This window comes from Aurantivibrio plasticivorans, assembly GCF_055392955.1.
In genome coordinates, this window is record NZ_AP036020.1 from 1,943,491 (window position 1) to 1,965,318 (window position 21,828).

A 21,828-nucleotide genomic window follows, 5' to 3' on the forward strand; every position below is an offset into this window, starting at 1 on the left:
GATGCACCATGACTAACATCGTTGCCTTAAATATCATCACGAATTTTTCATTAGATGAACTAAATACCCTAGGCGTGCCTGCGACGGCTGGAAATTATGTCAAGGTAACGACTAAAGCTGAGTTAAAAGAAGCGCTTAAGCTAGCGAAAGAACTAAATTTGCGTGTGTTAGTTCTCGGTGGTGGTAGTAATGTGGTTTTGCCCGAATTATTCGTTGGGCTAGTTATCCATATCAATATCAAAGGCATTGAGTTGGTACACGAAACCAATGATGTGGCGTGGTTGCGGGTGGGCGCCGGCGAAGTTTGGCAAGATCTTGTTGATTATTGTCTTAACTTTCACTATTGGGGTTTAGAGAATTTATCGTTGATCCCTGGAACCGTTGGCGCCGCGCCTATTCAGAATATTGGAGCATATGGTGTTGAGTTAAAAGATGTGTTTGTCGAACTAAAGGCTGTTGAATGCAATTCGATGCTCGATGTAACCTTTACCGCTGAAGGATGCCAGTTTGGTTATCGTGATAGCGTTTTCAAGCAGCACTTAAAAGACCTCTACATCATCACTGACGTAACCTTAAAGCTCAACAAGCACCCCAAAGTGAATGTCGAATATCCAGCCCTTAAATCGACCTGTGAACATCTATCGCCCGCGGAGATAACACCGGTTAAAGTTAGTCAGCTGGTGAGTGATATTCGTCGCAGTAAATTGCCTGACCCAAAACGTGTGCCTAATGCCGGTAGTTTTTTTAAAAATCCGTTCGTATCCTCAGAAAAATATCGCGAACTGCAAGAACGCTTTCCCGATATAGTGGCTTATCCCGTTGCAAGTTCTGACGACTCAAACGGATGCAATATGAAGCTTGCAGCCGGTTGGCTGCTCGAAAAAAGTGGCTGGAAAGGGCGCATAGACCATGGCATCGGAATGCATAGTCAACAAGCGTTGGTGCTGATTAATGAGGGGCATCGTGCGAGTCGCCACATTATTGACTTTGCACAGCAGGTCCAGCGCTCCGTTGACGATATGTTTGGTGTCATGCTGGAGATTGAACCGAGGGTTTATCTTGATTGAATTGGGCGTTTCGCTTGGTTCAACCCGTGGTATTTAAACGTGCAAAACGAATTGTTCAACAATGTGGGTCCAGAAGTTATTCGCCTAAATGGGGGCGAGTTATGGTACTTCCCTAATTGGTTAAGTGATGCCAAAGCGTCTTTATATTTTGATCAATTAAAACGCCTGACACAGTGGCAGCAGTCTGAAATTCGTGTAGCGGGCAAACGTGTCCTCATCCCAAGGCTAAACGCGTGGTACGGCGAGCCTGAGGCTAGGTATAAATACTCAGGTATACAATTTAAGCCACTTCCTTATACCCGTGCTCTTCGCGCTTTGTCAGTAAAATTATTTGAAACCCTTGCTGATAATGTTGGCGGTGATAACTTTGAGCCTAATAGTGCATTGCTGAACTTGTACAGAGACGGAAACGACAGCGTTGCGTGGCACGCGGATGATGAACCCGAGCTAGGGAGCGCACCGACGATTGCCTCAGTGTCTCTTGGTGCTGAAAGACAATTCCTCCTCAAGCCAAAAAATAATCGCTCGTTAGCGAGTCAAACCCATACCCAGCCAATAAAAATAACCTTGGTAAATGGTTCGTTACTACTGATGCGCGGTCCTTTACAGCGCCATTGGTTGCATTGCGTGCCAAAAGAAATGGGTCTGACTCAGTCTCGATTGAATATTACCTTCCGCCAAGTCCTTTATTAGCCGTATAATTGCGCGCTTACTTTGCCGTGTGTACCAAAAGGATGTTCGCTCAGGCCTCTTGGGAATTTATTGGTACGTTAGTGGCGCGGTTTCTATACATTTCAGTGTTCCATAAGATGCTTTAGAATAGCCATCTATCCAAAGTGCGAAGGGTTTTGCTTGCCAAAGAGCTGCACCTCAACGTACTTTAAGAATTGTACGGAAGCCCTAACCGCAGGGAGATAAGAAAAAAGCGTACCGGTATCGATGCAGATGCCACAAAATTCGGGGACAACAATGCTGACGAAAATCTTAGTGGTAGACGACCACGACCTGGTGCGTATGGGGATTTCCCGCATGCTCCAAGACGTGGATGGCTTCGACGTAGTAGGCGAAGCTAAGAGTGGGGAGGAAGCTTTACAGCTTGCTCGTACGCTCAGCCCTAAGGTCGTACTCATGGACGTCAAAATGCCAGGAATGGGCGGTTTAGAAGCGACCAAAAAGCTCTTACAGCTCGATCCAGAGATAAAAATTATCGCTGTCACCGCCTGTGACGATGACTTGTACCCAGAGCGTCTAATGAAAGCGGGCGCAATGGGCTATATGACTAAAGGCGCTCAACTTGATGAGATGATCAGTGCGATAGGCTCAGTGTGCCTGGGTAAGCCCTATATGAGTAACTCGGTTGCACAACAGCTTGCGATGAAAAACTTTTCTAAGCAAGGTGCATCGACACCATTCGAAGCGTTGTCAGAGCGTGAGTTACAAACGGCAGTGATGATTGCGAATGGTCACAAAGTACAATTAATTGCCGACACGTTTTGCGTAAGCCCTAAAACAGTAAATAGTTATCGCTATCGCATTTTCGATAAGTTAAAAGTCAATAGCGATGTTGAATTAGCCTTGTTAGCCGTGAGACACAATGTGCTCGATTTAGAGAGTGTTGGTGAGCAATAGCGGTTAACGCCGTTATCAGTCAACTTCAAAACGCCCAGCAGAGCTGGGCGTTTTGCTATGGGGCGAAGAGCAACAATAAGTGATACGATAAGCCCAACCCGCGTAACAGCTTTGCAAAGACCTACTATGCCCGCTAGTGATCAACCTGCGTTTGACCATACCCAATTTTTAAAGAATCTCACGCGTCAGCCCGGCATTTATCAGATGTTTGATGGCGCAGGTAAGATTCTCTATGTCGGTAAAGCGAAAAATTTAAAAAATCGGGTAGCGAGTTACTTTCGCCAGACGGGTCTTGCACCTAAAACCCGAGCGCTAGTAGAGAAGATTCACGAAATTCAAGTCACTGTGACAGCCAGTGAAATGGAAGCGCTGATACTCGAACAGAATTTAATTAAGTCGCAGCGTCCCCCCTACAACATTCTGTTGCGTGATGATAAATCTTATCCGTATATTTTCGTCAGCGACTATCTAACGTCTGAGCAGGGTGGTGATCTTGTCGGTCGATTTCCACGTATTGGCTTGCACCGAGGCTCCAAACGGCGAAAAGGCCAGTACTTTGGGCCATACCCCAGTGTGGCAGCAGTGCGCGAAAGCCTTAACTTTTTACAAAAAACATTTCGTATTCGTCAGTGTGAAGACGGCGTGTTTAAAAATCGCAGCCGTCCCTGTTTGCAATACCAGATTGGACGATGTAAAGGCCCGTGCGTTGATATGGTTGCAGAATCTGAATACGAGGAAGACCTGCGTCATACGGTCATGTTTTTGGCGGGTCGCAATGATGAATTAACCCAAGAGCTGGCCGCGTCGATGGACCAGGCAGCGGAACAACTTTCCTATGAAAAAGCTGCAGCGTATCGCGATCAAATTGCGTCACTTAGGACGATACAATCAGAGCAAGTTGCTGAGACAGGGTCAGGCGAACTCGACGTCATCGCTGTTGCCCGCGATCAGGATAAATTGTGTACCCATATTTTGTATGTGCGCCAGGGTCGTGTATTAGGCAGCAAAAGCTATTTTCATGATGAGCGTTTATCGCGTACTGACTCGGAGTTTTTGTCAGAGTTTATTCCGCAATTTTATTTAGGTTCGAAAACTCGGGAAATTCCGGCGGTGATTGTTACCAGCAGTGATGTTGATGATCGAGAACTGATTGCGGCTGCGCTCAAATCTCAGCGCGACCGCAACGTATCGATAAATTATCAAGTTCGAGGGCAGCGCGCGAAATGGTTGGAACTCGCGACACGTACTGCGGCAGAAAACCTACGCTCCCATACGCAAAGCCAACAAAGCATGTTGAAGCGCTACGAATCGCTACAGGATGCTTTGGAGTTTGATGAAATTCCCAAGCGATTAGAATGTTTCGACATTTCCCACTCTAGTGGCGAGTCCACCGTTGCATCTTGTGTAGTATTTGATCATGGCGGTGCCGTCAGCTCAGACTATCGCCGTTTCAATATCGAGGGTATCGTGGCTGGCGACGATTACGCTGCAATGGAGCAAGCAATACTTCGTCGCTACACACGTTTAAAAAAGGGAGAAGGCGTTCTGCCCGATATCTTATTAATTGATGGTGGTAAGGGGCAGCTCAATAAAGCGAAAGCCGTGCTTGCCGAATTAGGCATTGATAGTGTGCGGTTATTAGGCGTTGCAAAAGGTACCACCCGTAAAGCAGGGTTCGAAACCCTGTTCCTCGATGATGCCGGAAACCCTAAAGTGATCGATAGTGATTCGCCGGCGCTTCACCTCATCCAAGCCATTCGCGACGAGGCGCACCGTTTTGCCATCACAGGCCATAAAAATTTGCGCGATAAAAAACGCCGTACCTCAGTGTTAGAAGATATCCCAGGCGTTGGGGCGAAACGTCGCAAAGAATTGCTGAGGCATTTTGGTGGTTTGCAAGAGGTGAGAAAGGCGAGTGTGGCAGAATTGGCCAAAGTGCCTAATATCAGTAAAAAAATCGCCGAAGATATTTACAGCGCACTGCACAGCTAGTACTTTGCACGCTCAGCCGCACCGCGGTTAATGGGCGCAAACAGCGAAAGCCCCATGCAGTACCGAGGAGAACCACCCAACCATGACACTCGCTAATCAGCTCACGTTGCTCAGAATCGCGCTGATCCCATTATTTGTGCTCGTTTTCTACACGCCTTTTGCTTGGCATTACTTCGTTGCAGGGCTCATATTTTCATTGGCGGCGATCACTGATTGGTTAGACGGCTATGTGGCTCGTAAATACAATCAGAGCACACCGTTTGGCGCTTTCCTTGACCCTGTCGCCGACAAGCTGATGGTCGTGGTCGCCTTAGTACTGCTAGTCGAAGTACATGCCTCACCGGCCTTCGCAATCCCGGCTGTGGTGATAGTAGGGCGGGAAATAGTCATCTCAGCTCTTCGAGAATGGATGGCAGAGCTTGGCAAACGGGCCTCAGTGGCCGTGTCGTATGTTGGCAAGGTCAAAACAACCATACAGATGACCGCGATCATCGTATTGCTCGCATTTGGTGATCTGAACAACCAATATCTGACGGGTATCGGCTATGTTCTACTCTACGCAGCTGCCATTCTCACCCTATGGTCCATGCTGATTTACCTCAAAGCCGCATGGCCCGTACTGATGCCGAAGAAAAAATAAGCATTTCGATCAAAATAACGCGTACTAACACCAGTAAAAGTCAGAAATTCCCCGGTGATCTGAACATTCAATCACCAGGGATTAAATCCAGAAAAAAGCTAGGAAAATCAGTAAGGTTTCGCTAAAATGCCGCGCTCTTTAGCGAAGCAAGCAATAGGCTTCTAAAGATGTGGCTAGGTGGCAGAGTGGTCATGCAGCGGACTGCAACTCCGTGTACGCCGGTTCGATTCCGACCCTAGCCTCCATATTCCTCACCACGCGCGAGCGAGGTGAAACCAGTAGGGCAACAATCTCTACTATAAAAAATTACTTCCTGTTGCTCAGGGGGTGCGATGTGCAGGACAGCACGAGTGCCGTGAAAGACAGGACGTCTGAAAACGGCGAATTGGCGCAGTGCGAAAGCGCTGCCAGAACTTCAAGTAGGGCACCAATCTCTACTATAAAAAATTACTTCCTGTTAGCCCGGGTGGTGGAATTGGTAGACACAGGGGACTTAAAATCCCCCGACCTTAACAGTCGTGCCGGTTCAAGTCCGGCCCCGGGCACCACTTAAAAACTCCACAAATAATTCGGCTGTACCCAACACCTACGAAGTCCTAAAGTTCGACCGGGACTTGAACCGGAGAGGTTCACTAAATGCGACCAAAGGAGCATTTAGCAACGAGGTAGCGAAGCGGACGAAGCCCCGAAGGGGTAAAACAGCCAAAAGCTGTTTTATTCACCCGGCCCCGGTTCTCTCAGTGTGGCGCTCCTCTAGTTTAGAACTCTCATAACCCATTCACATAAATCGGTAGTACTTGACCGAAATTCGCTCCTGCAATTTCGGCATACAGCCTATCCATGGGCATATTCCGGAAAGGTTCATTAAATGAGCGTTTTACAAAGAGTGCGGCGGCAAATTTATAGAAAATTAAATTTGAACAGCTTTGCTTAGTGAAAGCCAAACGGCATGGACGCTGCGAGTGAATCCTGAAGGGCCAGGCTGTTTATTCACCCCGCTGCCCCGGTTCCTTCAGTGCGGCAATTTCTAATTTAACAACCCTCGTAACCCATTCCCAATGACTTGCAAGTTCTTTTGTCAGCCCCGATTCTTCCAGCTTTCAATTATTTAGATGTACGTAGTGACCACGTCCCGTTACAAACACCTACCCAATTTAATAGCGGCTTACTGTAAGTGCTTTTTAATATGCCAAATCAACAGGTTAGAGTTTGTTCTTTGAAGGCAATTTATGCACAACCGATATGTTATTGGCGAAAGATATAAGATGGGTGTTGCTCATTACTCGATCGAATATATAATGGGGTTGTTATTCGTTGCGTGGCCTTATGCGCGGGCCTAATGGAATCAAAAAAAGAAAATGGACTGGTCACACTCACCACTTCTATCACTCTAACTCCATTACCAACGTAATTCGTTAAGCAAAAGCAGTTTTTTGGGGGACTAATGGCTTGGGTATTCCGCCTTTTTTTATTCGGTTTAATTGTCAGCTCTACTGCATGTGGCGGTGGCGGCAGTAGCGGTGGTGGCCAGGGTGGTGTTAGCGATGAAAATAGTGATAGTGCGGACACTATTCCTGATCCTTTTTTATTCGAGGATAAAATGGATATCGAACTTCTTGAAGAGGTTTTATCCAACTCGGTAATCGTCGCTGGAATTGATGCCTCAACAGGTATAACAATTGTCGGTGGTGAGTTTAGTATCGACGATGGAGATTTCAGTTCAAATCCAAACACCATTTCAAATGGCCAGCAAGTGATAGTGCGTGTAGTCTCTTCAGATCAATTTTCTATGACGACTGACGCGGTACTTACCATCGGTGGTGTGAGTGATACTTTTAGCGTGACCACTCAAGATGAAGACATCATTCCAACCCCTTTTTACTTCAATAGCCAATCAGGTGTAGAGCGAAACGCTAGCGTAGACTCTAATGAGGTTATCATTTCAGGTATTAATAGCAATGTGCCAATATCCATTGTTGATGGTGAATTTTCTATCGATGGCGGAGGTTTTAGCGCTGATGCAAGAACGATCGTCAATAATCAGCGTGTTCAAGTTCGGCAGACAAGTTCAAACAATTTTAATACAGCTACTGAAGCTGTTCTTACGGTAGGGGGTGTAATCGGTAGTTTTGCTGTGACTACTTTACAGGAAGATATAACACCCGAGGTATTTAATATCATTGATATAAATAACGCGCCCTTGGACTCGTTAATAACCTCCGCCCCAATTGTTGTCGCAGGAATAAATAGCCTTTCGCCAGTTACTATTAGCGAAGAGGGAGAGTTCTCAATCGATGGCGCAAACTTCACTTCCCGCAATGGAGTTATTGAAGACGGACAAGAAATTATTGTAAGGCTTAGGTCCTCCCCAAGTTACGGCAATACAACATCAATTACATTATCTATCGGTGGTATAAGTGATTCGTTTACAGTGACTACTGTTGCTCTCATGCCTGACACCGTACCAGATGCTTTCTATTTTGTAGAGCAAAGAGACGTTCCCTTGTCTGACCTTAGAACATCAAATACTGTTACGATTGGCGGTATCAATGTGCCAGTACCTATCAGTGTTAGTGGCAATGGCGGTGAGTACTCAATTGATGGTGGAGTCTTTACTAGCTCTACAGGTTTAATTTCAAGTGGCCAAAATGTAAGAGTGAGACAAGTTTCTTCCGAGAACAATTCGGTGACCACTGCCACGCTTTTAAATATTGGAGGTGTCGAGAGTAATTTCAGTGTGACGACTATCGGTGATACCACACCGGATCAATTTAGTTTCGATGACGCAGTTGATGTTCCAGTTAACAGTATTAGGGTGTCAAATGTAGTCACTATTACGGGTATCAATGAGCCAGCACTTATCAGTATTAGTGGCAATGCTGGTGAGTACTCAATTGATGGTGGCGTCTTTACTAGCTCAGACGGAGTTGTTGTTAGTGGTCAAAATGTAAGAGTAAGACAAATCTCTTCCGGCAGTAATTCGATGACTACAACGACGCGCTTGAACGTGGGTGGTGTGGTTGAAAGTTTTAGTGTCATCACGGAAGCAGATACGATACCGGATCAATTTAGCTTCGATGATGAAGTTGATGTGCCGATAAACAGTATTCGAGAATCGAACTTAATTACTATTACGGGAATAAGTGCTGAAACATCAATCAGTATTAGTGGAAACGAAGCGGAGTATCGTATTGAGGGGGGCACCTACACATCTGTCGACGGTACTATAAATAATGGGGAGGCGTTGCAGATTCGGCAAATATCTTCAGGAAGTAATTCTGTGACTCTTAATGCGACAATTAACATAGGTGGGGTAACGGATACTTATAGTGTCACGACTATTGAGGACGTCCTGCCTGACTTGTTTAGCTTTGAGAATCAAATAGATATCCCTCTTACAAGTCTTACTGAATCGAACGTTGTTACTATCACTGGGATTAGTTCTCCAGCCTCAATTACTATTAGTGGGAGCGATGCTGAGTATTCAATTAATGGGAGGCCGTATACGTCTGAAGATGGCATCATCAATAATGGTGAAAATGTACAACTACGACAAACATCTTCTTCCAATTTTTCATCAAGAGTCGACGCCACACTTACCGTTGGGAATGGAAGCGCCTTTTTTTCTGTTACGACGCTAGATGCAGATATAGAACCAGATGTTTTCACATTCCAGGAGCGCAATGATGTACCGCTCAATACATTTATAACTTCCAACTTGGTCGAAATATCAGGAATAAATACGGCTGTTGATGTATCAATAGAAAACGGATTTTATTCTATTAACGATGCACCGTTCTCGAGTGATCCAGGAATTGTCAATCAAGGAGATATGCTTAGATTACAAGTCCTATCTAGTGATGAGTTGTCGTCTATGCAAACTGCGGCGATAACAATCGGTGGGAGGTCTGGTTCGTTTAGTGCTACGACTAGATCTACCTACGATACTATAGCGCCACAGGTTAGTATCAAGTTTCCTCCCACTGACTCTATGACAGAGGGTGACTCAGTTATGATAAGAGGGATAGCATCTGACGATAGCCCAATAACCTCAATTATCGTAAATGGTATCGAAGCAAATACCACCAACGGATATGAGAGTTGGTTAGCCACCGTGCCAATCGCACCGGGTCGCAATGAAATAATAGTTGAAGCATATGATAATGCATCCAATTCGAAAATGGATGCGGCAAGAGTTGTGATAGAAGGCAGGGATTCTCTTTTATATAACCCTACCGAAATAAGTATCGATACAGTTAACCAAGTTGCCTATATGGCTGACACGGTTTTAAAGAAAATATTCAAGCTTGATATCAGGGCAAATACTCTATCTGTTTTTTACGATTATTCAAATGTAGTGGAAGGATCTGGTAATCTCGTTAAAGATGTAACGGACTTGGTGGTAGACGTCGAACGTGATCGATTGCTGATCGTTCAATCCGGTTATGAGGATGCCATTTTTTCAATTGATTTTTCGACTGGCGATCAGAGTATATTGTCCAGTAACGATATACCTGATGTAAATCCTCCGCTATTCACTATACCTAGTGGTATGGCGGTTGATTCGGAAAATGGCCGGTTATTGGTGCTCGATCAAAGCCGGATTATTGCTGTTGATCTTGTTAGTGGAGAGCGTGCTCTTTTGTCAGCTAATGCCCGTCCTACTGAAGAAGCTCCAAATAATTTTCCAACGCAAATTGCTGTCGATAGAATTGGAAATCGGGCATTAGTTTCCCATTGGTCGGCTGATGAGATTGTTGAAATCGATTTGAATACTGGAGCGAAAAGCATATTTTCAATTGGTTCAATGTACATGGAAGACATTGCTATCGATGAAGCGAATGAAAGGTTATTGGCCGTTAGCTCCTCAAGGCTATACGCCTTCGATTTAGGAGGCGGCGAAAGATCAAGCCTAAATGTTTTTGGATATGACGGCTTCTTTAAGGGGGTGGATCTTGATTCTTCAGGAGGAGTAGCTCTAATCACCAATTCTGGATTGAATGAAGTAACAGCTTTCGATTTAGACACCGAGGTTTTGTCTTCATTTTGGTCAAATAACTATCCTTCTTCCAATGTAAAAATTGAATATGGGGAGTCCCTAGCCTACTTTTCCTCCACGGACGAGTTTTTGATCGCTAGTGATTGGCCTGATGTTATAGCAGTTAGTCGTACTTCTGGAGAAAGACGACGAGTAGCCATTCATAGCACCTCAAGAATTATTCAAATTGTCGTTGATGAAAATACCAATCAGGTCTACTTTGTAGATAGTGGAAATGCTTCACGCTCACCTGCTATTTTCAGGCTGGCGGTGGATACAGGAGAAACAACTTTAGTTTCTGGTGAAGGTTTCCCGGATAGTGAAAATCTTTTTGAATCTCCATTGTCAATGGCTATCGATTCCCTATCTAATCGTTTATTTGTCCTCGATCGTCCCGCCAGCAGTCCAATTGAACAAACTATATACTCGATAGACCTTAGTGATGGTTCAAGATCTGTTTTTTCTGATAGCGTGACACCTAACGAGCTGAATCCTCTTAGTCGTAGTTACACTGATGGTCAAATTTATTACGATGCTAGAAATTCGAAACTTTTATATTTCGGCTGGCTAAATGCGCTTGCACTCGATGCTCTGACTGGCGAGAGATCTGTACTCACTGACTATTCTTCTATCCGTGGCCCCAGCGAGTTCGAGGTTTTTCGTGATATCGCTTTAGTTGGCAATAATGATCTTCTAAACCAGGATTTATCGATTTATTTCGTTGATGTTGCTACGGGGGAAGAATCTTCGACTTCGGGTCTTACTGAGTCGCGAGGGTTTAATAGTATTAGAGATTCTAAAGGTCTTCATTTTGACGCAGAACTTGATGTGATTTATGTGCTGGACAGACATATGGGCGGAATAATTATGGTAGATGTGGTAACGGGAGAGCGCGTAATATTATCTAAATAACGTTGTTGCGCTCAACCATGGGGCGGGTTTTATTGTCACTTACCTTTGATAAGTGGCGTTGCAGGCAAATTTACAAGGGACAGGGTGAATCGACGCTTAGCCTGAATTGTGGCATGTTCGCTTGGAAGAGCCGTGCGAACAGCGAGCTCGCGCGCTCCACGAGCATAGTCGGATATTTCGCTCATAGTATAATGTCCTTATTTTCTAGAATTATATTCTCTAATAAACTCAGGCGATCGAGTTCATTAAATACGGCCAAATATGCGTTTTTTGTAATGAATGTGATGAAACGTTACGGGAGACTAAATTTGAATAGGATCGCTGGCTGAAAGACGAGCAGCACTGACACTACGAGTTAATGCCGAAGGGGTAAAACAGCCAAAAGCTGTTTTATTCACCCGGCCCCGGTTCTCTCAGTGTGGCAACTTTTTAGTTAATATTCCTCATAACCGTTCAAGTAACTAACACATCAAATCTGATGCTTCATGCTAGCGCTGGAAGCGCCTACAAAATCTACACCCCGGCAGATATTGATAGCAAAGTTTACAATCGCTTAAGTCTCAAAAAACTATCCAATACGACTATAAGAAAGTCGAAAAGAAATGTCTACAAGGCAAAAGGGCTCTAGTTTTCACTCGCCCATGTCGCCAACTCGTCGGCTACCTGTTCGTAAATCGCAAAGCCTTCGTCGCCACTACCTAGTGGGCCCTGTCTAGCAATAATGCCGATGTAATTATGTTGGTAATCAATAAAGGGATATGAACCGTAGGCACCGGCACACGATACACGAGTCACCTGTGTGCAGTTGAATATAGTGGCACTGCACTCAATCCATACACCGAAGCCATAATGCCAATCTTGCCCGACATCATTCTCTAAAACAGGAGAGAAGTTAATATCGGCACCGTCGATCTGATCTTTTACCAGTTCATTGATTAGTGATGGGGATATGATTTCTTGGTGGAATAGTGCGGAGAGAAAATCGACGTATTCATCGGCGCGCCAATGCATGCCCCCCGCTAGACGCGGATTGGCAGCGGAGGGTAGATCGTACTGTCCGTTGCTAAATAAACCAGTCTCGGCTTTGAAATTGTCAAATAGCTCAGTCCAGGTTGACACGCCGCTTGCTCTCATTGCCATTAAGCCTGCAACCTGCATATGTGATGAGCCGTAATAAAATTCTGTACCTGGTGAAGAGATAGACGCGTTGCTATCTAAAATTGACTCTACGCAATCTTCGAAATTAGCTAATGCTAAGTTTATGCAGAGTGGTTCTGATATCAGTCCAGAGGTGAAGTTAAGCAGGTGCCTCAACTGTATAGTCGAGTGGCTCCCGCTAGTAGGCCAATAGCTTATATAATCTTGCGGGTTGTCATCGAGTGCTAAAATACCATCTCGAACTAAAGAGAGAATAACCGCAGCAGTGACTAACTTTGAAGTTGATGCAGACTCATAGATGTGTGATGAGCTAGAGTCGCCAACGCTATGTGAAAACCTTACGCGATTTTGGGACTCAATCAGTAAGGTAAAATCGGTATCCGTTGGGAGAATGTTGAGAACATCGACAATGCTTTTTTCCGTGTCGGATAGCTCTTCTATCGGTGTGCCGTTGCCTCCATCGTTGGATGAGCCGCCGCCTCCACAAGCTGAGATGGTTAACGCTAGCAATAGAGCTGCCAGCTGTTGGAGAGAAGGCCTGGTAGCCCTTGTAAAAAGGTCACTGAAGTTCATTAGATAAAGTCCAGTTTATTTGATGAAGATCTTATATGTTAACGCTTGAACTATTAAATTGGTTGACACCTAGCGTAAATATATTTGCGTCGAGTAATCAGTTTGGCCTCTTGCTACGCGTGGAATCTGACTCCCACCTCCAATTACCATAGTAAAGTTCACAGTGGAGATTGGCCTGAAGCGGTGATACTGTACTCCGAACCCTTACTCATCAGCTTGGTACCACATGACTAGAGCCGTAAAAATACCATTCGACAATGCTTTCTGCAGGCTTGATAGCGCATTATTTGCTTATCAAGCGCCTACACCAGTTAAAAACCCAGGTTTGATTCGCGTTAACGATGCGTTGGCGGCGTTACTGGGTATTGACCCGCTGGAATTAAAAAGTGAGGAAGGGGTTGCTGCCTTAGCTGGCAATGTGTTGCCAGAGGGTGCTGAGCCGATTGCGACTGCTTATGCTGGCCATCAGTTTGGTAATTGGAATCCGCAATTGGGCGATGGGCGCGCAATCTTATTAGGGGAGGTGATTGGTAAGGACGGCGAGCGATACGATATTCAGTTAAAAGGTGCTGGCGTTACACCCTTTTCGAGAATGGGTGATGGTCGTTCGCCATTAGGGCCCGTATTGCGCGAATATGTTGTGAGTGAGGGAATGGCCGTATTAGGCGTACCCACAACACGAAGCTTGGCCGCCGTAACAACCGGGGAAAAAGTCATTCGTGATGAAATATTGCCGGGTGCGATATTAACGCGTATTGCAAAAAGTCATATCCGTGTCGGGACGTTCCAGTTTTTTGCATCGCGGCAACAACGAGAGACGCTTACTATATTGGCAGATCACGTGATTGATCGTCATTACCCCGACGCTAAAAATTCAGATATTGTCTACCTTGAGTTACTCAATTGTGTTATTCGAGCGCAGGCTAAGTTGATTGCTCACTGGCAATCGCTGGGTTTTATTCATGGTGTGATGAATACCGACAACATGTTGGTGAGTGGTGAAACTGTCGATTACGGCCCGTGTGCATTTATGGAAGAATATCACCCCGGTATGGTATTTAGTTCGATCGATAGACAAGGCCGTTATGCCTATGGAAATCAACCTGCAATCGCTCAATGGAATTTGGCGTGGTTAGCGCAATCGTTACTGCCATTGATTCACGACGATGAAGATAAAAGTATTGAGTTAGTGCAACAAGCGCTAGATAACTTCAAACCACTATTCACAACTGAATATCAACAGCGGATGTGTCAGAAGATAGGCATTGACTCGGCGTCGGCCGAGGCCATGAAGTTGTTAAATGATTTCTTACCGCTGTTACAGGCGAATAACATTGATTTTACGCTGGGATTCAGGGTGTTGGCAGACTATCTCGATGAGACCCATACAATACGTACTTTCTATGCGCTACCAGGTGAGTTTGACGATTGGATCGCAAAGTGGAAAGCGTATTTATCCGCTAAGGGTAGCAATCTAGAAGAAGTTGCGAACCGTATGCGCCAGGTTAATCCAGTCTATATTCCGCGTAACCATCAAATCGAAGTCGCGATTCAAGCAGGAAATCGAGGCGATTTCGAACCATTTCACCAACTAGTAGACCGGCTCAGTAATCCGTTTGATTTTGACCCGACACACACACAGTATGCATTACCGGCAACCGATGCTGAACGTGTAACGCAAACATTCTGTGGGACCTAGTCGATGACACTTTAATAACGAATACAATCAGTGAGAAAGTCGTGTCTATTCGTTTAATTGCTATTATTCGTGTGACTGCTGGTTACCTACTCACAATGCTTTTTGGCGTGCTAGTGGCGTTGATTGCGGTGTTGTACTTCTATGCCAATTCGCAGCCTGAGCTCAATCAATGGCACGCCGCGCCGCTCGATAATGAATTCGGCGAGAGAGAGTTTTCTCAGTTTACTCATCTCGATGAATATCTTGCACTGGAAGCTAAGTTATTTCATGAGTTAAATAATCATATCTACGACAAAGCGCCTGCAAACGCATCGCTAGCAAGCCGCTTTACCCCGGGAAGCCCGGTTGATCCGACCGGTTATATGATTAATTGGAACCGCACGCAGATATTAGCAGCGGGACAAAACGCGGGTGAAGTTAAAGCGAAATGTTTGTTGGTGCACGGGCTGACTGACTCACCTTATTCACTTCGTTCGTTAGCGGAAACACTGCAAGCAGAAGGGTGTTCGGTAGTGGCACTTCGCTTACCAGGGCATGGCACCATCCCCGCAGGTTTGCTGGATACTGAGAATAAATACTTTTCTCGTGCGGTTGAACTGGCCGCACTTTATCTTCATGAAGAAACTCATGAAGCGTTACCTTTTTATGTGGTGGGTTATTCAACCGGTGCGACGTTGGCAATCGAATATGCCGTAAAGCAAATATCCTCTTCTTCGGAGACTAATCAATCGCTTGCGTCCGAAGTGCTACCGCCTGTTGATAAGTTGGTATTGATTTCTCCTGCAATGGGTTTGCCGAAAGTGGCAGAGTTTGCTTCTTGGCAAAGGAGAGCCGCTAATCTACCTGGCTTAGGGGTGCTTGCGTGGAATGCATTGTTGCCCGAATACGACCCCTACAAATATAACTCGTTTACTATTAATGCGGCGGAGCAAGTCTACCAACTTACGCAAAAAGTCAGTCATGATTTAGCGCAATGGCGTTTGCGTGATCCACATGCGGAATTTCCAGACACATTGACATTTATGTCCGCGGTTGACGCAACGGTGTCCGTTGAGGCGGTTGTACATGATCTGTATTGGCATTTGAATACCAAACAACATGTCTTAGTCGTCTACGACATCGACCGAACTCGCTATACGCCTTATTTATACAATATCGATGCTATGACAAATGGACTGGATCTATTGAATGCAGAGCAGCCGTTTTCTGTGACGGTGGTTTCCAATCAGCTTTCACAAACTAACCGGTTACAGATCATGAAGCGAGTAGGGGGTACGATTTCTGCCAATGAGGTTGATTTGAATTGGCCGGGTGATATTTATTCCCTATCGCACACAGCACTACCCATTAAATATGACGATCCAATCTACGGTGATAGCAAATTAGGTGAACCGGGTGGTGTGCCTTTGGGTGGGCTCAACTTTAAAGGAGAGCGGGGAATACTACGTATTCCTCCTGCACAAATGAACAGATTGCGATATAACCCGTTCTATGGCTATCAAGAGAAACAAATTTTGTCGCATTTAAATCTGGATAATGCTCAATAATTTTTCGAGATTTGTTGCCGCGCATGTTCTAAATGGCCACACATTTGTGACGCACCGTCGAGCAAGCGGACGGTGTGACGCTGAATAATATCGGGTGGGATGAAATACAAACTTTTATTTTTTACGGCGTTGATAGTACGCCAAGGCTCCCACGCCTGTAACCATTCTGGTTGTTCCTCACCCATGCCACTGGCAATAATGACATCGGGATTCTCTGCGATTACGGATTCAATTGATAATTTTGGTGCTAGGGCGGGGGATTCCCCAAACGCATTGATGCCTCCGCACAGCTGTATCACATGGCTAATAATGTGTTTGCTGTTGATGGTTTGGATGGGATTATTCCAGATTTGATAGAGTACATTAATCGTTTCAGTTGTCTGGTAACGTGCGGCTAAACCCGACAACTTGATTTCATAGCTTGTTGCAGCGGCGTTTGCCGTTTGATCATTCCCGGTAAGTGCGCCGTAGTCCCGAATCGCTTTGGGAATATCATCGAGTGTTTTGGGGTTAGAGGCGTAAACGGTTATACCGACCGACGCCAATTTTTCTAGGGCTAAGGTCCCTCGTCCAGAATGCCAAGTAACCACTAAGTCTGGGGCTAAAGCGACGATTGCTTCTAAGCTGAAACTGTTTGATAAACCAATACGGGGAATAGCTTTCGCTGCTTCCGGATAATCAGAATAATCAACTGCCCCGACTAAACGATCACCTGCACCGGCTGTAAACATATTTTCGACAATATGTGGTGCCAATGCGACCACTCTTTGCGCCGGTTTTTGTAGCTTAACCTCGCGTCCTATGAAGTCAGTAACGATAATTTCTGACCATGCTACATTTGTTGCTATCAACGCTAGTGATAGTAGTAATAGCTTTTTCACTGCCTACGATACCCAGTTATGCGCGAGCAGTTTTAATGTTTCCCGTGACGGCGATTGAAAGTGCGCTACACGAGATACACAGGCGTAGGGGACTTCAAATTTATTAAGAGCAATGAGTGGCATGCTAAGCACTTGAGATAGTGCAACGCGAATAACTCCACCATGAGTAACAACGAGAACTTTTCTGCCTTTTTGTGTTTCTTGAATATCCGATAGAAAGGCAGACACGCGCTGATGCACCTCGTTGAGCGGCTCACCTCCGGGTGGTGGGTTTGATTCAGGGTCTTTCCCCCAGGCACTCATACGTTCGCGATCGTTCTGAAAAATATCGGTAACAACTTGACCTTCCCATTCACCAAAATGCATTTCCCGTAAACGTTCGTCGACAGATATCGGCACGTTAAGTTTATCAGCGATAGTTTCAGCGAAATGCCGACAACGAATAAGCGGCGAGGTGAAAATAGACTCCCATTCCTCATTAACGGTGTCAGCATGGCGTTGCATTCGGGCAAGCCCTTCAGGGGATAATGCTACATCCGTGCTGCCACGAAAAATTTCGCCGCCTTCACATTCACCGTGGCGTAAAAGGTCAATTTGTGTCGTTGTTCCACTGCCGGAGCGAGAAGTATTCATGAGAGTACAACTGATTTATGAGTAATTGGATGATGAATAACGGATATAGAGGCGTCGAAAAGGGAGGATAACATATCTTCTTTGAGCACATCCGCTGTTGGCCCTTGACGAAAAGTATTGCCGTTTGACAATGCTAACGTGTAATCCGCATAGTTGGCCGCTAGATTAATATCGTGCACGACCATAAGGATAGCGACGCCTTGTTTGGCGAAATCTTGAATTATCTTCATTAATTGTTGCTGATGCCCGAGGTCTAGTGCTGTGGTGGGCTCGTCTAATAGCAATAAACGGGTAGTGGCATCTTGGGCTCGCCAAACTTGTGCCATGACGCGCGCTAGTTGCGTACGTTGTTTTTCACCGCCCGAAAGCTGGGTGTAATTACGTTTCGCGAGCGTACCAATATCAAGCAGGTCCATCGCGTCTCCAACAATTTGGGCATCCACACGCTGCCCACTATTATGGGGGATTCTGCCCAGTGCCACCACTTCTTCAACCGTGTAAGGGAAATTTAAAAGGCTAAATTGCGGCAGCGCAGCCACGGCTTTAGCTTTTGACGATTGATCACGTGCTTGTAATTGCCTTAGGTTGTAACCACAACACGTCACATCCCCTGTGGAGATTTTTAAGTCCCCTGAGATGGCTTTCAACAACGTTGATTTTCCCGCGCCGTTGGGGCCGATGATTGCGTGTATCTCACCGCTTTGAATAGTGAGGTTAGTTGGTTGAAGTATGGTTGTGTCGCCGTGCTCGTTCGATACGGTAACCGACATATTCGACACTGTCAGAGGCATGGTAATATTTTTATCGCTGTTCGTCGGTTCTATTGTCATTTATCTATTCCTGAAGACCATAATGATGGCGTTTTCGTAACAGAGAAATAAAAATAGGTGCGCCCAGTAATGCGCTGACAAGTCCCACAGGTATTTCTGTAGGGGCGATCACCGTGCGAGCAAAAGCATCAGCAACGAGTAGAAGTAACGCTCCCATAAATGCGCTAATGGGAAGTAAAAATCGGTGATTGGGTCCAATGACGAGTCTCACCATATGGGGTACAACTAAACCAATAAAAGCAATTGTGCCTGCTAATGCTACTGATGTACCAACTCCAGCAGCGACGAGAATAACGAGATGTCGTTTTGTTCGATTCACATCAATACCCAGGTGACGCGCTTCGGATTCGCCCAGTAGTAACGCATTGAGAGGTGAATAATAATGGGGCATTAAGCAGAATATGCACCCAGCGACAGTCGCTGCGATAATAACGCGCGGTGTGTTCGCGGAATCTAGACCCCCCATACGCCATAAACTCATGCGCCGCAGCATATCGTTGTCGGCGAAAAACTCTAAGGCATTTGAAACGCCGCCTGCAATAAATGCAATGGCAATACCCGCTAACAACATGGTTGATACGGATGTTCCGGATGTGTTGGTTGCAATCTGATACACCAGATAAACCGATAGTATTCCACCGACAAACGCACCCATAGACACTAGCGATAAGCTAAATAGCGACCATTGTGCGCCAGCTAAAAAAACAATCGCGATGCTTGCACCCGCTGAAGCACCAGCGCTGACACCAATTAATGATGGATCGGCAAGCGGGTTACGAAAAAGCCCTTGGCTGATTGCACCACAGGTTGCCAGTAGGCTACCAATGCATAATGCGAGTAAAGCGCGGGGAAGGCGTAGTTGTTGAATAATAATGTGTGATTGGAGATCGCTCTCGCCCATAAGCCACAAAACTAGTTCTTTGAAGCTCGTTGGAGTCGCCCCAAAACTGAGAGAGATCAGAGTAACAACAATGAGTGACGCGAGCATTGCGAAGAGCAACCGCGTCCAGTAGCGAGGTAAAAACTGCTTGATGTGATGAGAAAATTGCATCAAACCAAACACTCCGTCGTAGGTTGAGTGTTTTCTTTGAATGTGATCGGTAGGGCTAAAATGTCAGAAAGCTTGTCTAAATCTAGATGCTGACCTGCCAGATCTGCAACGCGATTAATGGCTTGCTCGCGAACGTCTTTTATATCGACTTGCCTGGTGGTTGTAAGCCCGGCCCATTGCAGAATGAAATTAGTCGCTTCGGCGTTATCAAACAGCCCATGTAAATAGGTGCCGAAGATAAGGTTGTCATCACTTACGTGACCATCGTAGCTACCATCTGAAAAAGCTATGGCGGCAGCGTTATTGTTCGGCGCCATATGATGAGTTTCGTTGTTTCTAGACGCTAGTGGAGTTGTTATGCCGTGGTGAATTTCATAGCCACTGATGGGGCATGATGCATTCTCAATAATCAGATGACCAGTCTTGTTTGACAAAGCTTTGTTCTTGGTAAGCGTTGTGCTCAAGGGTAAAAAATTCAGACCAGGGCTCGAACCAGGCTTGCCTTCAATGCCGAGTGGGTCATCAATCGAATGGCCCAACATTTGGTAGCCACCACAGATGCCAATAAGTTTTCCGCCGTAACGAAGATGTTTTGCAATCGCTTGATCCCATTGGTATTGCTTGAGATATTCAATATCACCTCGTACATTTTTACTGCCGGGTAAAATTAATAGATCACAGGGAGGAGGGGGCGCCGTGATTGGCGCGAACTGCAAGTCAATATCAGAGTGTAGACGCAATGCATCAAAATCCGTGTGATTACTAATGCGAGGTAGTACCGGTACGACTACTTTGAAGCGTTTAGATGATGTTAGTTGTTGTGTATCGATGGCGTCTTCCGCATCGAGGTATAAGTCATGTAGGTACGGAAGCACGCCGAGCACTGGAATATTGGTGCGTTCATGCAGCCATTCTAAGCCTGGGTTGAGCAATTGAATGTCGCCTCTAAATTTATTAATGACGAACCCTTTGACTCGTGCTCGCTCGCTTGGTGATAATAATTCGAGTGTGCCGACGAGATGTGCAAATACGCCACCTTTATCGATGTCAGCAATAATGATTACCGGGCAGTCCGCTTTTTCAGCAAACCCCATGTTGGCGATATCACCTTCCCGTAGGTTTATTTCTGCGGGGCTTCCTGCACCTTCAATGATGATGGCCTCATGGCGAGAGTGTAGGCGATTAAAGGAATCAAATACCGCGTCCTTCGCTCGGGGTTTGAATTGGTGGAAGTTTTGAGCGTTCATTTCGCCCATCACTTTCCCTTGCACGATAATTTGTGCTCCCGTGTCACTTGAGGGTTTGATCAAGACAGGATTCATGTCGGAGTGTGATGGAATATGACAAGCTTGTGCTTGTAATGCCTGTGCTCGCCCAATTTCTCCATTGTCTTCCGTTACAGCGCTGTTGAGCGCCATATTTTGAGGCTTGAAAGGCGCAACAGAAATATTGGCTCGCGATAGCAAACGACACAGTGCAGTGACTAATACACTTTTACCTGCATCTGATGTGGTCCCTTGAACCATCAATGTGCCAGAAAGCATTTTCGTCAATTCCTTAGTAATCGACACCTTGTCGCGCTTTAACGCCGGCACGAAAAGCATGCTTGATATCTTTTATTTCCGATACGGTATCCATTATATCGCGCAATGCGCTACCACCACCGCGGCCGGTGACGACGACGCTTTGGTTTGTCGGGCGGTTGATTATGGAGTCCAATATTTCGGCTTCGTTGAGGTATTGATACGCAATCATGTAGGTCAGTTCGTCAAGCACCACAAGATCATAACTGGAATCTGCCAGCAACGGTTTCGCGATTGCCCATGTTTTTTCTGCTGCGGCTATGTCGCTCGTCCGATCTTGCGTGTTCCAAGTAAAACCCGTACCCATTTGATGAAATGTAACGTGCGGGCAGTGGTCACGAAGATAGATTTCCTCGCCGGATAACTGCTGACCTTTGATAAATTGAATCACCGCGACCTTTTGGCCATAGCCTAATGCGCGCATTACCATGCCAAAGGCTGAGCTGGATTTGCCTTTACCATCACCCGTTAAGAGGACACTAACTCCACGTTCAATATCGGCTTTTTGGATATTGTCGTCCACCTTGGCTTTTTGTTTCTCCATGGCGGCTTTGTGTTTGGCGTTTTTCTTGTCGTCTTCCATTTAAGTTCTTCA

16 protein-coding genes and 2 tRNA genes are annotated in these 21,828 nt (G+C 45.7%); 10 read left to right on the forward strand and 8 right to left on the reverse strand.

The features are described 5' to 3' along the window. The first annotated feature begins 8 nt into the window (after positions 1–8). The 8 genes from murB (at position 9) to ACZ5NB_RS08660 (ending at position 11,278) form a co-directional block, all read left to right on the forward strand. Positions 9–1,067 (forward strand): UDP-N-acetylmuramate dehydrogenase, encoded by a 1,059-nt coding sequence (gene murB, locus ACZ5NB_RS08625; protein WP_460232761.1) that lies wholly within the window; start codon positions 9–11, stop codon positions 1,065–1,067. 39 nt (positions 1,068–1,106) lie between these two features. Continuing rightward, entirely contained in the window at positions 1,107–1,760 is a 654-nt protein-coding gene (locus ACZ5NB_RS08630) for an alpha-ketoglutarate-dependent dioxygenase AlkB family protein (protein ID WP_460232763.1), read from the forward strand. 276 nt (positions 1,761–2,036) lie between these two features. Further along, complete coding sequence (locus ACZ5NB_RS08635) at positions 2,037–2,696, forward strand: response regulator (RefSeq protein WP_460232765.1); 660 nt, start codon at positions 2,037–2,039, stop codon at positions 2,694–2,696. A gap of 126 nt (positions 2,697–2,822) precedes the next feature. Next, positions 2,823–4,688 carry an excinuclease ABC subunit UvrC gene (uvrC, locus tag ACZ5NB_RS08640; protein WP_460232767.1) on the forward strand — a complete coding sequence of 622 codons (1,866 nt, stop codon included), beginning with the start codon at positions 2,823–2,825 and terminating at the stop codon, positions 4,686–4,688. Positions 4,689–4,770: 82 nt separating this feature from the next. After that, positions 4,771–5,328: a CDP-diacylglycerol--glycerol-3-phosphate 3-phosphatidyltransferase gene (pgsA, locus tag ACZ5NB_RS08645; RefSeq protein ID WP_460232768.1), complete on the forward strand. Its 558-nt coding sequence runs from the start codon at positions 4,771–4,773 to the stop codon at positions 5,326–5,328. Positions 5,329–5,499: 171 nt separating this feature from the next. Beyond that, a tRNA-Cys gene (locus ACZ5NB_RS08650) sits at positions 5,500–5,573 on the forward strand. Positions 5,574–5,788: 215 nt separating this feature from the next. Continuing rightward, positions 5,789–5,876: transfer RNA gene (locus ACZ5NB_RS08655), tRNA-Leu, on the forward strand. Between the two features lie 896 nt (positions 5,877–6,772). Beyond that, positions 6,773–11,278: a hypothetical protein gene (locus tag ACZ5NB_RS08660; RefSeq protein ID WP_460232815.1), complete on the forward strand. Its 4,506-nt coding sequence runs from the start codon at positions 6,773–6,775 to the stop codon at positions 11,276–11,278. Between the two features lie 35 nt (positions 11,279–11,313). Here the strand turns inward: ACZ5NB_RS08660 and ACZ5NB_RS08665 are convergent, their stop codons facing one another. Both ACZ5NB_RS08665 and ACZ5NB_RS08670 read right to left on the reverse strand, forming a co-directional pair. Continuing rightward, complete coding sequence (locus tag ACZ5NB_RS08665) at positions 11,314–11,463, reverse strand: hypothetical protein (RefSeq protein WP_460232816.1); 150 nt, start codon at positions 11,461–11,463, stop codon at positions 11,314–11,316. A 439-nt stretch (positions 11,464–11,902) separates the two neighbouring features. Next, a complete protein-coding gene (locus ACZ5NB_RS08670; protein WP_460232817.1) occupies positions 11,903–13,009 on the reverse strand; it encodes a serine hydrolase domain-containing protein in 1,107 nt (368 codons plus the stop codon). A 226-nt stretch (positions 13,010–13,235) separates the two neighbouring features. Between ACZ5NB_RS08670 and ACZ5NB_RS08675 the strand changes: the two genes are divergently transcribed. Together ACZ5NB_RS08675 and ACZ5NB_RS08680 are read left to right on the forward strand one after the other, a co-directional pair. Next, a complete protein-coding gene (locus ACZ5NB_RS08675) occupies positions 13,236–14,708 on the forward strand; it encodes a protein adenylyltransferase SelO (protein ID WP_460232818.1) in 1,473 nt (490 codons plus the stop codon). Positions 14,709–14,749: 41 nt separating this feature from the next. Beyond that, on the forward strand, positions 14,750–16,255 hold the full coding sequence (locus tag ACZ5NB_RS08680) for an alpha/beta hydrolase (protein ID WP_460232819.1): 1,506 nt from the start codon (positions 14,750–14,752) through the stop codon (positions 16,253–16,255). On the opposite strand, the gene ACZ5NB_RS08685 is transcribed toward ACZ5NB_RS08680, so the two are convergent. From ACZ5NB_RS08685 to cobO, 6 genes are read right to left on the reverse strand one after another with little or no spacing between them, the layout of a single operon-like run. After that, a complete protein-coding gene (locus tag ACZ5NB_RS08685; RefSeq protein WP_460232820.1) occupies positions 16,249–17,136 on the reverse strand; it encodes a cobalamin-binding protein in 888 nt (295 codons plus the stop codon). The genes ACZ5NB_RS08680 and ACZ5NB_RS08685 overlap by 7 nt on opposite strands. A 3-nt stretch (positions 17,137–17,139) precedes the next feature. Further along, positions 17,140–17,769 (reverse strand): alpha-ribazole phosphatase, encoded by a 630-nt coding sequence (cobC, locus tag ACZ5NB_RS08690; RefSeq protein WP_460232821.1) that lies wholly within the window; start codon positions 17,767–17,769, stop codon positions 17,140–17,142. Beyond that, positions 17,766–18,599: a heme ABC transporter ATP-binding protein gene (locus ACZ5NB_RS08695; protein WP_460232822.1), complete on the reverse strand. Its 834-nt coding sequence runs from the start codon at positions 18,597–18,599 to the stop codon at positions 17,766–17,768. The genes cobC and ACZ5NB_RS08695 overlap by 4 nt, the downstream gene beginning before the upstream one ends. 4 nt (positions 18,600–18,603) lie before the next feature. Beyond that, positions 18,604–19,650 carry a FecCD family ABC transporter permease gene (locus ACZ5NB_RS08700; RefSeq protein ID WP_460232823.1) on the reverse strand — a complete coding sequence of 349 codons (1,047 nt, stop codon included), beginning with the start codon at positions 19,648–19,650 and terminating at the stop codon, positions 18,604–18,606. Continuing rightward, a complete protein-coding gene (locus ACZ5NB_RS08705) occupies positions 19,650–21,194 on the reverse strand; it encodes a cobyric acid synthase (RefSeq protein WP_460232990.1) in 1,545 nt (514 codons plus the stop codon). Before ACZ5NB_RS08705 ends, ACZ5NB_RS08700 begins: the two co-directional genes overlap by 1 nt. Positions 21,195–21,207: 13 nt before the next feature. Next, the gene (gene cobO / locus ACZ5NB_RS08710; protein ID WP_460232824.1) at positions 21,208–21,816 is read right to left on the reverse strand and encodes a cob(I)yrinic acid a,c-diamide adenosyltransferase; all 609 of its coding nucleotides are present in this window, start codon (positions 21,814–21,816) and stop codon (positions 21,208–21,210) included. Positions 21,817–21,828 lie beyond the last annotated feature (12 nt).

Coding starts and splice junctions, on each gene's coding strand:
- murB (WP_460232761.1), top strand. CDS start 9: ATGACTAACATCGTTGCCTTAAATATCATCACGAATTTTTCATTAGAT.
- ACZ5NB_RS08635 (WP_460232765.1), top strand. CDS start 2,037: ATGCTGACGAAAATCTTAGTGGTAGACGACCACGACCTGGTGCGTATG.
- uvrC (WP_460232767.1), top strand. CDS start 2,823: ATGCCCGCTAGTGATCAACCTGCGTTTGACCATACCCAATTTTTAAAG.
- pgsA (WP_460232768.1), top strand. CDS start 4,771: ATGACACTCGCTAATCAGCTCACGTTGCTCAGAATCGCGCTGATCCCA.
- ACZ5NB_RS08660 (WP_460232815.1), top strand. CDS start 6,773: ATGGCTTGGGTATTCCGCCTTTTTTTATTCGGTTTAATTGTCAGCTCT.
- ACZ5NB_RS08665 (WP_460232816.1), bottom strand. CDS start 11,463: ATGAGCGAAATATCCGACTATGCTCGTGGAGCGCGCGAGCTCGCTGTT.
- ACZ5NB_RS08670 (WP_460232817.1), bottom strand. CDS start 13,009: ATGAACTTCAGTGACCTTTTTACAAGGGCTACCAGGCCTTCTCTCCAA.
- ACZ5NB_RS08675 (WP_460232818.1), top strand. CDS start 13,236: ATGACTAGAGCCGTAAAAATACCATTCGACAATGCTTTCTGCAGGCTT.
- cobC (WP_460232821.1), bottom strand. CDS start 17,769: ATGAATACTTCTCGCTCCGGCAGTGGAACAACGACACAAATTGACCTT.
- ACZ5NB_RS08695 (WP_460232822.1), bottom strand. CDS start 18,599: ATGACAATAGAACCGACGAACAGCGATAAAAATATTACCATGCCTCTG.
- ACZ5NB_RS08700 (WP_460232823.1), bottom strand. CDS start 19,650: ATGCAATTTTCTCATCACATCAAGCAGTTTTTACCTCGCTACTGGACG.
- ACZ5NB_RS08705 (WP_460232990.1), bottom strand. CDS start 21,194: ATGCTTTCTGGCACATTGATGGTTCAAGGGACCACATCAGATGCAGGT.
- cobO (WP_460232824.1), bottom strand. CDS start 21,816: ATGGAAGACGACAAGAAAAACGCCAAACACAAAGCCGCCATGGAGAAA.